At 69.1% G+C, this 11,729-nt stretch carries 11 protein-coding genes and 1 tRNA gene; 7 read left to right on the plus strand and 5 right to left on the minus strand.

Going from position 1 to position 11,729, the window contains the following annotated elements:
• From RTM68_RS12335 to RTM68_RS12350, 4 genes are all read left to right on the plus strand, one after another.
• Nucleotides 1-237 (plus strand): substrate-binding domain-containing protein (locus RTM68_RS12335; protein ID WP_312171300.1); only part of this gene is annotated, 237 nt, incomplete at its 5' end.
• Nucleotides 234-1,169: an NAD(P)-dependent oxidoreductase gene (locus RTM68_RS12340; protein ID WP_312171302.1), complete on the plus strand. Its 936-nt coding sequence runs from the start codon at nt 234-236 to the stop codon at nt 1,167-1,169. The genes RTM68_RS12335 and RTM68_RS12340, both read left to right, overlap by 4 nt.
• Before the next feature lie 40 nt (nt 1,170-1,209).
• Entirely contained in the window at nt 1,210-1,605 is a 396-nt protein-coding gene (locus tag RTM68_RS12345) for a VOC family protein (protein WP_312171304.1), read from the plus strand.
• A gap of 136 nt (nt 1,606-1,741) precedes the next feature.
• Nucleotides 1,742-2,638 carry a LysR family transcriptional regulator gene (locus tag RTM68_RS12350; RefSeq protein ID WP_312171306.1) on the plus strand — a complete coding sequence of 299 codons (897 nt, stop codon included), beginning with the start codon at nt 1,742-1,744 and terminating at the stop codon, nt 2,636-2,638.
• A gap of 23 nt (nt 2,639-2,661) precedes the next feature.
• Here RTM68_RS12350 and RTM68_RS12355 read toward each other — a convergent pair whose 3' ends face one another.
• Together RTM68_RS12355 and RTM68_RS12360 are read right to left on the minus strand one after the other, a co-directional pair.
• The gene (locus tag RTM68_RS12355) at nt 2,662-4,110 is read right to left on the minus strand and encodes an LCP family protein (protein ID WP_312171308.1); all 1,449 of its coding nucleotides are present in this window, start codon (nt 4,108-4,110) and stop codon (nt 2,662-2,664) included.
• A 190-nt stretch (nt 4,111-4,300) separates the two neighbouring features.
• Nucleotides 4,301-5,275 carry an NAD-dependent epimerase/dehydratase family protein gene (locus tag RTM68_RS12360; RefSeq protein WP_312171309.1) on the minus strand — a complete coding sequence of 325 codons (975 nt, stop codon included), beginning with the start codon at nt 5,273-5,275 and terminating at the stop codon, nt 4,301-4,303.
• Nucleotides 5,276-5,331: 56 nt separating this feature from the next.
• On the opposite strand from RTM68_RS12360, the gene RTM68_RS12365 reads away from it, so the two are divergent.
• Entirely contained in the window at nt 5,332-5,964 is a 633-nt protein-coding gene (locus RTM68_RS12365; RefSeq protein WP_312171311.1) for a hypothetical protein, read from the plus strand.
• A 15-nt stretch (nt 5,965-5,979) separates the two neighbouring features.
• Here the strand turns inward: RTM68_RS12365 and RTM68_RS12370 are convergent, their stop codons facing one another.
• Complete coding sequence (locus RTM68_RS12370) at nt 5,980-7,020, minus strand: aldo/keto reductase (protein ID WP_312171312.1); 1,041 nt, start codon at nt 7,018-7,020, stop codon at nt 5,980-5,982.
• A gap of 190 nt (nt 7,021-7,210) precedes the next feature.
• On the opposite strand from RTM68_RS12370, the gene RTM68_RS12375 reads away from it, so the two are divergent.
• Nucleotides 7,211-9,832 carry an excinuclease ABC subunit UvrA gene (locus RTM68_RS12375; RefSeq protein ID WP_312171314.1) on the plus strand — a complete coding sequence of 874 codons (2,622 nt, stop codon included), beginning with the start codon at nt 7,211-7,213 and terminating at the stop codon, nt 9,830-9,832.
• A gap of 25 nt (nt 9,833-9,857) precedes the next feature.
• A complete protein-coding gene (locus RTM68_RS12380) occupies nt 9,858-10,298 on the plus strand; it encodes a hypothetical protein (RefSeq protein ID WP_312171316.1) in 441 nt (146 codons plus the stop codon).
• A 40-nt stretch (nt 10,299-10,338) separates the two neighbouring features.
• Here RTM68_RS12380 and RTM68_RS12385 read toward each other — a convergent pair.
• Both RTM68_RS12385 and RTM68_RS12390 read right to left on the minus strand, forming a co-directional pair.
• Nucleotides 10,339-10,427, minus strand: a tRNA-Ser gene (locus RTM68_RS12385).
• A 176-nt stretch (nt 10,428-10,603) separates the two neighbouring features.
• On the minus strand, nt 10,604-11,620 hold the full coding sequence (locus RTM68_RS12390) for a LacI family DNA-binding transcriptional regulator (RefSeq protein WP_312171319.1): 1,017 nt from the start codon (nt 11,618-11,620) through the stop codon (nt 10,604-10,606).
• Between the last annotated feature and the right edge of the window lie 109 nt (nt 11,621-11,729).

Consider the following 11,729-nt stretch of genomic DNA (forward strand, 5'->3'; position numbering starts at 1 on the left):
CTGCCGGCCGACGTCGCCGTGACCGGATGGGACGATCACAGCCAGAGCGCGTTCCTGGTGCCCGCACTGACGACGGTCTCACAGGACCGCGAGCGGCTCGGAGCGTGGTCGATGCAGCGTCTGATCGCCGCGGTGCGAGGGCTCGAGGCTCCAGAACGACCAGACGATCTGCTCACGGTCGTGTGGCGCGAGTCGACCGACTCACCCATGGCAGTGGGTAGCGTGGAGGCACCATGAAGATCCTGATCCCCGACACCATCACCCTGCAGGTCTCCGCCGACGCCGAGGTCGTGGTGTACGACATCCGCTCCGACATCCCCGCCGAGCACCGCGACGCGCAGATGCTGGTGGTGTGGCACAACAGTGCATCCTGGTTGCAGGAGGCCGCCCGCTCTCTGCCTGACCTGCGACTCGTGCAAGCACTCGCGTCGGGTGCGGACGTGGTGCTGAACGCCGGGTTCGGACCGGACGTGCGGATCTGCTCCGGTCGTTCGCTGCACGACGGACCGGTCGCCGAGCACGCGCTGGCGCTGATCCTGAGCGCGGTGCGCCGCCTCGATCGACTGCACGACGCGCAGCGCGAGCACCGCTGGGACGAGGACTTCAACGACGAGCAGAGCGCACGCGGCTCGCAGGGCGCCTACACGCTCGCCGGAGCGCGCGTCACGATCTGGGGGTTCGGGTCGATCGCGTCGACACTGGCGCCCCTGCTCACCGCGCTCGGCGCCGATGTGCAGGGCATCGCCCGCTCGGCCGGCACTCGGTCGGGGTACCCGGTGCACGCGGATGCCGATGCGGCGGCCGTGCTCGCCGACACCGACGTGCTCGTGTCGATCCTCCCCGCGACCGAGGCGACGACGGGTCTGTTCGACTCGGCTGTCTTCGCCGCGCTGAAGCCCGGCGCTGCCTTCGTGAACGTCGGGCGCGGTGCGACCGTCGACGAGACTTCCCTGATCGGTGCGCTCGAGTCGGGACGGCTGCGCGCGGCAGCGATCGACGTCACGGCATCCGAGCCGCTTCCGACATCCGATCCGCTGTGGGATGCGCCGAACCTGCTGATCACGCCCCACGTGGCCGGCAACCGGCCCGTCGGTGCCAGCGCGCTCATCGACGCGAACATCACGCGCCTCGCCGCCGGCGAATCGCTCGTGAACCAGGTGCGCCCATGAGGGGCTGGACAGCCCGTCACGACCGGCGCATGCTGAACGCATGACCGCATTCCAGACCACGCACGCGTTCAGCGGATTCAGTGTCGACGACATCGACGCCGCCCGCTCCTTCTACGGCGACACCCTCGGGTTGGACGTCACGACCAACGCCATGGGGTTCCTCGACATCCATCTGCCCGACGGCGGATCGATCCTCGTCTACGCCAAGCCGAATCACGAGCCCGCCAGCTTCACGATCCTGAACTTCCCCGTCGACGACGTCGAGGCGGCCGTCGACGACCTCAACGGACGCGGCGTCGTGACGAAGATCTACGACGACTCGGAGTTCGCGACGGATGCCAAGGGCATCCTGCACGGCGGACCGGAGAGCGGCCCCGACATCGCCTGGTTCCGCGACCCTGCGGGCAACGTGCTCGCCGTGCTCGCCGCCGGCTGACCGCGAACCGCGTGTGTGCGAGACCCGCATCCGCGCGTGTGACCCGCGTCCAGGCGGCAGGTCTCGTGCTCGGGCGCGGGGTTCGTGCAGTGGCGGCGGTCGCGCCGTACGCGGAGGCCACGCGTAGGCTGAGAAGGTGACACCGCGAACCGAGACGACCGGCGCAGGCATCACGCTCTCTCAGATCGAGGCGCTCGTCGCCGTCGTCGATCACGGCTCCTTCACCGCTGCAGCGGACGTGCTCGGCATCTCGCAGCCATCTCTGTCCCGGCGCATCCAGACCCTCGAGACGACCCTGGGCACACAGCTGTTCGTCGCCGCGGGCCGAGCCAGGGAGCTCACCGATGCGGGGCGCAACACCCTCACCGCCGGTCGCCGCGCACTCGGTGAGGTCGCGACGATCCGCTCGATGTCGGCATCCACGCGAGCATTGACGACGGGCACCCTCCGCATCGCGAGCCTGCCCTCGCTCGTGGCCGCCGTCTCGCCCGATCTCATCGGCAGGTTCCACCGGTTGCACCCCGGCGTGCGCATCGATGTCTTCGGTCTCGAGGAGCCCACCGACATCGTCGAGGCCCTGCGCACCGGTCGTGCGGACGTCGCCATCACCACGATCGAGCGGATCCCGAGCGACCTTCACGCCGAGCCGCTGCCCTCGCAGGTGATGGTCGCAGTGCTCCCGGAGGATGCCACCGGAGCCGGTCGGCTCCGTCGAGAGGACCTGGCGCATCGCACCCTTGTCACCCTGCCCCGTGGCACATCGATCCGCGCACTGACCGACTCCGTCTACCGCGAACTGCGCGCTTCACCCGCCCGCGTGATCACGACGACGCAGCGCGACTCCCTCGTGCCACTCGCCGTCGCATCGGGAGCGATCACGATCGTGCCCGAGATCCTCGCATCGTCAGCCCCGCGTCTCGGGGGCGTCGTCATCGAGCTTCCCACCGCGACGGAGCGCGCGGTGGGGCTCATCCATGTTCCCGCCTCGATTCAGAACCCCGCGCTCGCGGAGTTCCTCGAACTGGCGCGCTGAGTCCTGGGCCGCCGCATCGCCCGTCATGCCGCGCACAGGTCGACGTCCGCCCCGCGGGAGGTCGCCTCGATCGGTCGGGACGGCAGCGGCTCCTCTGCGGTCTCCCTCGGCAGTTCCTCGTAGTCGGCCCCCAGCAGCAACTGCACTCCGTGGGTCTCGCCGACCTCGACGCTCAGCGGCACGCCCAACTCGAGCGCCAGGTTCGCCGCGGTCTCCTGCGATTCGACGCCGGCGTCTGCGACCAGGCGGGTCACGTCCAGCGCCGCGTCCGCATTGCCGCGCACGGCGACGGTGTAGCCGAGCGCCGCCGCCTCGTCGCCCACGCTCGCCGCGAGGCCGGCGACGCCACTGCCGTTGAGCACCGCGATCGGCGCGGAGCGATCGGGAACGGCCGCAGTGTCGTCGCCCGCGAGGATGATCGGCACATCGTCCGCGACCGCGCGGAAGACGACCCCCGCATCCGCGCTCGCCACCACGCGGTTCGCGTCACCAGGAGCAGGCTCCCACGGCATCGTCAGGAACACGATCTGTGACAGCGGGACCTGAGCGGCACGGGTGGCGAGGGAGATCAACGAGGGGATGCCCGCAAGCCCGGGGTCGACCGTCGTCGACGACGTCGCCGCGTCGAGGAACGAGTAGAGCTTCACGGGATTCGTCAGGACGTCGGTGCGCGTCGCCTCCTGCACGATCGCGGACATCACCATCTGCTGATGACCGAGTCGGGAGATGTCGCTGCCGTCGGCCAGCGCGTGACGAGTGCGGGCGAGCGCGAGGGCCTGAGCGCCGTCGACGATCTGCGGCCCGGCCGGAAGGTCGAGTTGCGCGTGCCCGTCGGACAGCGGCTCGGGCAGGCAGACGTCCACTCCGCCGAGAGCATCGACCATCCGCTCGAAGCCCTCGAAGTCGAGCTCCATGAAATGGTCGATGCGCACGCCCGTGAGCGCCTCGACTGCGGCCACCGAGCACGCCGGCCCGTTGTTCAGCGCGGAGTTCAGCATGCCGCGACCAGCCGAACGGGCGCCGTCGCCGAGGTCGTCGCACACCGGCAGATCCACCAGGGTGTCGCGGGGCAGCTGGATCGCGTCGATGCGCGATCGGTCTGCCGCGAAGTGCGCGAGCACCATGGCGTCGCTGCGCTTCGTACCGTCTCCGACACCGAACGTCTCATCGGAGAGGTCGCGGCTGTCGGAGCCGAGCAGCAGCACGTTGAGGTCGCCGTCGTCGGCGGCATCCGCCTGCTCATCGCCGGTCGGCGCCGATGATGAGCTCGGTCGGATCGGGGCGGTCGAGACGTTGGCGTCGAGCCTCGCGACGGCCACGGCGGCGGCGCCCACCAGCGCGACCGTGAGCGCACCCGCGATCACCGCGGCACGTCGACGTCGGATGCGTCGGCGATGCGCGCCTCGAGCGCTGATCTCGGACCGGGAGTCGATCGACGCGTCGTCGTCGGGGATGTCTTCGTTCGGGCTCACCACTCCTTCAGCGCATCACACGCGCCACCGCGAGCGCCAATAGCCTCAGCGTCGAGACCCATGCGCCGAGGCTATACGGCACCCGTGAGAGCGGGTGAGACCCAGGTCGGCGCGGGAGCCCCGCGTGGAGAGCCGGGGCCTCGCTCACGGCAGGAGGTCTCGTCGTGCCCCGGGTCAGCTGCCGAGCGGATCAGGCGAGAAGGCGGTCGAACAGGGCGTTCATCGCTGGGTCGACCCGCTGCAGCTCCGGGTGCGCATCGTGCCAGTCGATGATCTCGCGCGCGGCGGTGTGCAGCGGCACGACCGGGGTGAAGTCGGGCACGATGCTGCGGATCTTCGTGTTGTCGAACACGACCGAGTGCGCCATGTCGCCCCGGAGCTGACCGGCACGCTCGGGTGCCGCATCCTCGATCGCCGCGCTCGTCGCGTATCGAATTCTGGGTTCTGCACCGGCCGCGCGTCCGAGGATCCCGTAGATCTCGTTCCAGGTGTAGACGAAGTCGCTCGTGATCTGGAAGGTGTCGCCGTACGCGAGAGGGTTGCCGAGGAGGCCCGCGAAGCCGACCGCGAAATCACTCGAGTGCGTGAGCGTCCACAGCGACGTCCCGTCGCCGTGCACGATGATCTCCTCACCGCGACGGATGCGGTCGATCGCCGTCCACCCGCCGAACGCGGGGATCGTCCACCTGTCGTACGTGTGGGACGGGCGCAGGACCGTCACCGGGAACCCCCGATCGCGATACGCGGCCGTGAGCAGGTCTTCGCAGGCGATCTTGTCGCGCGAATACTGCCAGAACGGGTTGCGCAGGGGCGTGGACTCTGTGATCGGGAGGCGCGCCACCGGCTTCTGGTACGCGGACGCCGAGCTGATGAAGACGTACTGCCCCGTGCGGCCCTCGAACCGGTCGATGTCGCGCTGCACCTGCTCGGGGGTGAACGCGATCATGTCGGCGACGACGTCGAACTCACGGCCGGCGAGCGCGGCGTCGACGGCCGCGGCATCCGAGATGTCCGCCGTGAGCACCTCGACACCCTCGGCCGGCTCCCGACGCGACTGCCCTCGGTTGAGGAGAGTGACCTCCATACCCCGGGATGCGGCGAGCGCGCTCGCTGCCGAGGAGATGATTCCGGTTCCACCGATGAACAACACCGTCGTCGCAGTCATGCTCCGACTCTATCGACGGGACGGCTGCGGGGCGCCGGAAACCCTAGGGTGAATCCATGGAGACGAACCCCTGGCACGACGTCCGTCTCGACGTCTACGAGTCCCACATGAGGCACGCCGAGGTGGGCCAGCTCGAGCGACTGCGCGAGATCATGACCGAGCAGATCGCTGACAACCCTGCCAGGACCATCGGCGTCCTCGGCGTCGCGGGCGGCAATGGGCTCGATGTGATCGACCCCGCATCGGTCGACACCGTCTGGGGGTACGACGTCAACGCGGACTACCTCGAGGCGTGCCGTGCGCGGTTCGGAGAGCGGTTCGGGGAGCGGCTCGTGCTGACGGAGTGCTCGGTCGACCGCGCGTTCGTCATCCCGCCCACCCGGCTGCTCATCGCCAACCTGATCGTCGAGTACATCGGCGTCGCGGAGTTCGCCGCGTTCGCGGCGCTCAACGCCTCATCGATCGGCGTTCTCTCCTGCGCGACGCAGACGAACGAGGGCGTCGGGATCGTCAGCGCGACGGAGCACGCGGCGGCCTTCGAAGGCATCGAATCGATCGCGACCGAGGTCGACCCCGAAGAACTGGCTCATGCCCTGTCGGAGAGCGGATTCGTCGCGACTCTCGTTCGCGAGTATTCGCTCCCCAACGGCAAGGCCCTCGTGCGACAGGATTTCACCGCCGCGACATGACGGCGTCGGTGCGGCTCAGACCACGCTGGCGCCGGGCGTGGCCGCGAACTCCTCGAGTGCGGCGATGACGTCGACCGAGAGCACGACCTGGCTGGCGGCGACGGCGTCGTCGATCTGACCGGTACGCGACGCACCGATGATCGCGGTGGTCACCACGGGGTCGCGCAGCACCCACGCGATCGCGAGCTGCGGGATCGAGAGGCCCGCGTCCTTCGCGACACGGTCGATGCCGCGGATGCGCTCGAGGTAGCTGTCGGTGAGCGCCGAACCGTTGAGGAAGTGGCTGTTGGCCGCCCGGGAGTCGGCGGGCACGTCGCCGTCGATGTACTTCGCGGTCAGCAGTCCCTGCGCGAGGGGCGAGAACACGGCGCTGCCGACCTGCAGCTCGCGCAGAGCCGGGAACAGCTCGGCCTCGGGGGTGCGGTCGAACAGCGAGTACCGCGGCTGGTGCAGCAGCAGCTTCACACCCTGCTCGGCGAGCAGCTCGTACGCGCGACGAGCGAGCTCGGCGGGGTAGTTCGAGATGCCGACGTAGAGGGCCTTGCCGCTGCGCACGATGTCGGCGAGTGCCGTGACCGTCTCTTCGAGCGGCGTCTCGGGATCGGGCCGGTGCGAGTAGAACACGTCAACGTAGTCGGTGTTCATGCGCGTGAGGCTCTGCTCGAGCGAACGGGTCAGGTACTTGCGGGAGCCACCGTCGCCGAACGGGCCCGGCCACATGTCGTACCCGGCCTTCGTCGTCACGAACAGCTCGTCGCGGTAGCGCGCCAGGCCGCTGTCGAGAACAGCACCGAACGTCGACTCGGCCGAGCCGTAGGGCGGGCCGTAGTTGTTGGCGAGGTCGATGTGGACGACGCCGCGGTCGAACGCGTGCAGCACGATCTCGCGCTGGCTGTCGAACGTACGGTCGCGACCGAAGTTCTGCCAGAGCCCGAGCGAGACCTTGGGCAGCTGGACGCCGCTGGAGCCTGCGCGCTGGAACGGCACATCCTTGTAGCGGGTGGGGGACGCCTCGTACGGAGACGTCAGGCGGGGGTCATCAGCGGCGATGGGCATGAAGGATGCTCCTATGCAGGGTGGGGTCGCGTTCAGGATAGCGCTTGCCGGCCACGACCCGGCGGGCGCCGCACTCCGGCGTCATCTCGGCGTCGGAAGGAACTCTTCGGCTCACGCCGGCCACTGTCAAGGACGCCGACGAAGTCGGAGGGGCCGGGTAGCGTGGAGCAGAGTCAACGAGAAGAGGTCCATGATGGGCGGGACCCCACCGTCGAAGCTCTCCGGCACGTCGAATGCGATCGTCGTGACCGGAGCACGTGTGCACAACCTTCGCGACGTCGACGTCGCGATACCCCGCGACGCTCTCGTCGCTTTCACGGGAGTCTCGGGTTCGGGAAAGAGCTCCCTCGCGTTCGGCACCCTCTACGCCGAAGCTCAGCGTCGATACTTCGAGTCGGTGGCGCCCTACGCGCGGCGCCTGATGAGCCAGGTCGACATCCCCGACGTCGACGCCATCGCAGGACTGCCCCCGGCGGTGGCCCTCCCCCAGCAGCGCACCGCGGGAAGCGCTCGATCAACCGTCGGCAGTGCCACATCGATAGGCAACGTCGTGCGCATGCTGTTCTCGCGCGTCGGCACCTACCCGCAGGGCGCGGAACAGCTGTTCGCCGAGGACTTCTCCGCGAACACCGTGCAGGGCGCGTGCCCGCAGTGCCACGGGATCGGGCAGGTGTACGACGTGCCCGAGCACCTCATGGTGCCCGACGAGTCGCTGACCATCCGCGACCGTGCTCTCGACGCATGGCCGCGCGCGTGGCACGGCAAGCAGCTCATCGACAGCCTGATCTCGCTCGGCTACGACATCGACATCCCGTGGCGAGACCTGCCCGAGGAGCAGCGCCGGTGGGTGCTGTACACCGAGGAGTCCCCTCAGGTGCCGGTGTTCACCGACCGCGGTCCTGCGCAGGTGCGCAAGGCGGTCGCGGCAGGAATCGAGCCGTCGTACATGAGCACCTTCGTCGGCGTGCGGCAGTACGTGCTGAACACCTTCGCGAACTCGAAGAGCGCGAAGATGCGCGAGAAGGCGGCGAGCTTCATGGTCAGCGTCCGCTGCCCGATGTGCGAGGGACGCCGGCTGAAGCCGGAGGCGCTCGCCGTGACGTTCGCCGGTCTCGACATCACGGAGATGGCCGGGATGCCGCTCGCCGACCTCGCGGCTCTGCTCGAGACGGCACTCGATCCGTCCCACGGCGGGTCGGTCCTCGGCGATTCCGGTGGGCAGGCCCTCGCTCCCGAGAAGCAGCTCGCGGCGCAACGACTGGTCGACGAGCTGCGGGATCGCGTCTCGCCCATCATCGAGCTCGGTCTGGGGTACCTCTCGCTGGACAGGTCGACTCCCACCCTCTCATCGGGGGAACTGCAGCGCATGCGGCTCGCGACCCAGGTGCTCTCCCAGCTGTTCGGGGTCATGTTCGTGCTGGACGAGCCCTCGGCCGGTCTTCATCCCGCCGACGGGGAGGCGCTCGTGCGCATCCTCCGCTCCCTCCGGGACTCGGGCAACACGGTCTTCTTCGTCGAGCACTCCCTCGACGTGATCCGGCACGCGGACTGGATCGTCGACATCGGCCCGGGTGCGGGAGTCACCGGGGGCGAGATCGTCTACTCGGGCCCGATCGACGGGCTCCGAGCTGCGGAGCACTCCCAGACCCGGCGCTACCTGTTCGCCGACGATCTGCGCGCCGATCAGCCGACGCCATCGAGGCCCACCACTCGCGAGGCCGACGGCGAGCTGGTGCTCACGGACGTCGCACGGAACAACCTCCGCGACGTCTCGGTGTCGATCCCCCTTGGCTGCCTCACCGCCGTCACGGGGGTCTCCGGGTCGGGCAAGTCGTCCCTCGTCACCCAGGCCCTGCCCGATCTGCTGCAGAGGAGCCTGTCGAGCGAGGTGGACGGCTCGGTGGCCGATGCATCCGGCGACGAGCAGAGCAGCGCGACAGCGGATCCGCTGTTCTCCTCGCCCACGGCCGAGACCACGGGCCGTGCGTCCGGACCCGCCGGCCGCGTGCGGCGCGTCGTGCAGGTCAGCCAGAAGCCGATCGGTCGCACGTCGCGATCGAACGTGGCCACGTACACGGGGCTCTTCGACCGCGTCCGTGCCCTGTTCGCCGCGACACCGGAAGCCCGCCGGCGGCGATACGCCGCCAGCCGGTTCTCGTTCAACCTGACGAGCGGGCGGTGCCCCACCTGCAAGGGCGAAGGCACGGTCGAGGTGGAGCTGCTCTTCCTCCCCACCGTCCATGCCCCCTGCAGCACATGCGGCGGCACCCGTTACAACCCGGAGACGCTCGAGATCGAGCTGCACGCGCACACGATCGCCGACGTCCTCGCCATGACCGTGACCGACGCCCGTGTTCTCTTCGCCGACGACGCCGAGGTCGTTCGACACACCGATGCCCTTCTCGACGTCGGGCTCGGGTACCTGCCGCTGGGCCAGTCGGCGACCGAACTCTCCGGCGGCGAGGCGCAGCGAGTGAAGCTGGCGTCCGAGCTGCGGCGCGCTCAGCACGGTGACACGCTCTACCTGCTCGACGAGCCCACCTCGGGACTGCATCCGTCCGACACCGATCGGCTGCTCGTGCACCTGCAGCACCTGGTGGATGCCGGCAACACGGTCGTGATGGTCGAACACGACATGCGTGTGGTCGCGCAGGCCGACTGGGTGATCGACATGGGTCCCGGCGCGGGAGATCTCGGAGGATCGGTCGTGGCTCAGGGGACTCCGGGCGCCGTCGCGTCAGTGAGCGGGAACATGACGGCCTCGTACCTGGCGAAGGCCATCGCCGCGCAGGAGATCGGCACACACCCCTGAGCACACGCTTGCTAGCGTCGTCGTCATGCGTCGATCCGTCTCAGTTCTCTCTGTCGCCCTCCTCGCTCTCGCACTGTCGGCCTGCACGCCGGCGATGGACGACGAGACGGCATCGGCGCTGAACGACAGCGCGTGCTCGTGGGTCGACACGGTGGCCACCCAGGCCAACAGCAGCATGATCTCCGCGGATCCGACGGCTCTGGTGACGGCCGGCGATCACCTGCGCGAGGGCATCTCGCTGCCCGACGGCGACCTGAAGAACGCCATCGCGGCCGCCGGCGACGCTGCGCCCGAACTCGAGACGAAGACCGTCATCCTGCCCGAAGACCTGGACTCGTTCAATGAGCATCTCGACAGCATCGCGTCGATCTGCGCCGATCTCGGACATGATGACGTCGAGACCCGCGTGAAGTACCCCGATTCGCAGAACGTCGTCGAGGTTCTCGACGGTTCGTACGGCGGATAGACACAGACCCGAGAAATAGACTCTCATCGGGTTTTCACTGCGGAGACGAGGGGATTTGAACCCCTGGTCCCCGTGAGGGGACTCCACCTTAGCAGGGTGGTGCACTCGGCCGGACTATGCGACGTCTCCAGGCATCCGCTCCGTGAAGACCGGATGCACCCTGCAATCATAACGGGTTCGAGCGGCAGTCACGAATCGCCGTACCGATCGTCGAGCGAGGACCGCGACGCGGCCCGAGACGACACGCGGCACGTTCCGCAGAACGGGTCGCGACGTGTCGTCTCAGTCGACTCCGTCGGCTTCGATCAGTGTCCGGGGATGCCCGCGGAGCTGGACTCACGCACGACGAGCTCGGGCTGGAACCGCACGCGCCTGTCGTGCTCCACGCCGTCGAGCTCCTTGAGCAGCAGGTCGACACCCGTCCACCCGAGCAGCCTCGCGGGCTGACGCACCGAGCTCAGGGGCACGATGGTCGCCGAGGCGAAGTCGATGTCGTCGTAGCCCACCATCGCGATGTCCTCGGGCACGCGGATGCTGGCGCCGAAGCTGAACGCCTGGAGGAGCCCGACGGCGAGCAGGTCGTTCGCCGCGAACACGGCATCCGGACGCACATCCGCAGAGCGCGCGACGATCTCCTCCCCCGCGGCTCTGCCCTGCAGCACCGTGAGAGCCGACTGCTCGAACACCTCGAGCGACGCGTCGGGGTGGGCGGCGACCGCCGTCCGCACTCCGCGGAGACGATCGGCGACCTGGTGCACTGACTGCGGTCCTCCGACGAAAGCGAGCCTGCGCCGCCCCGACGAGAGCAGGTGCTCGGCCGCGAGACGACCGCCCTCGACGTCGTCGACCGACACCGACGGCAGCAACCCCTCCTCGACTTCGCGGTCGACGAGGATCACCGGCATGCCGCCGGTGGCGAATCGATGCACGGTCGAGAGATCGTCGGACGCCGGGGTCAGCAGCACGCCATTCACCCGCTGCTCCTGGAAGAGCTCGAGATGGGCGAGTTGCCGCTCATCACGCTCGTCGCTGTTGCCGAGCAGCACGGTCATGCCGGCATCCGCCGCACGATCCTCCGCTCCGCGCACGACCTCGGCGAAGAACGGGTTGCCGATGTCGGGCACGACGAGTCCGATGCTGCGGCTGCGACCGGCGCGCAGCTGACGGGCGGCGTCGTTGCGCACGAAGCCGAGCTCCTGGATCACCCGCTGCACGCGCTCGACGGTTCGCGCGGACACGCGCTCGGGCTGATTCAAGACGTTCGAGACGGTGCCGACCGAGACGCCGGCCGCGGCCGCGACGTCCTTCACCCCTACCGCCATGGCGTGCCTCCGTCCGTCCGCGCGTGCGCCAACGACTACCTTCTCATCCCTCGCGGTTCGCCCGGCGCCGACGACGCCCCGGCACGGCGACGACGGCGATAGCCGCGCA

This window comes from Microbacterium sp. (assembly GCF_031988965.1).
Classification (GTDB): Bacteria; Actinomycetota; Actinomycetes; order Actinomycetales; family Microbacteriaceae; genus Microbacterium.

Excerpts from the sequence above, each read along its gene's own strand:
- RTM68_RS12340 (WP_312171302.1), top strand. The coding sequence starts at position 234 with ATGAAGATCCTGATCCCCGACACCATCACCCTGCAGGTCTCCGCCGAC.
- RTM68_RS12390 (WP_312171319.1), bottom strand. The coding sequence starts at position 11,620 with ATGGCGGTAGGGGTGAAGGACGTCGCGGCCGCGGCCGGCGTCTCGGTC.
- RTM68_RS12370 (WP_312171312.1), bottom strand. The coding sequence starts at position 7,020 with ATGCCCATCGCCGCTGATGACCCCCGCCTGACGTCTCCGTACGAGGCG.
- RTM68_RS12360 (WP_312171309.1), bottom strand. The coding sequence starts at position 5,275 with ATGACTGCGACGACGGTGTTGTTCATCGGTGGAACCGGAATCATCTCC.
- RTM68_RS12345 (WP_312171304.1), top strand. The coding sequence starts at position 1,210 with ATGACCGCATTCCAGACCACGCACGCGTTCAGCGGATTCAGTGTCGAC.
- RTM68_RS12375 (WP_312171314.1), top strand. The coding sequence starts at position 7,211 with ATGATGGGCGGGACCCCACCGTCGAAGCTCTCCGGCACGTCGAATGCG.
- RTM68_RS12380 (WP_312171316.1), top strand. The coding sequence starts at position 9,858 with ATGCGTCGATCCGTCTCAGTTCTCTCTGTCGCCCTCCTCGCTCTCGCA.
- RTM68_RS12365 (WP_312171311.1), top strand. The coding sequence starts at position 5,332 with ATGGAGACGAACCCCTGGCACGACGTCCGTCTCGACGTCTACGAGTCC.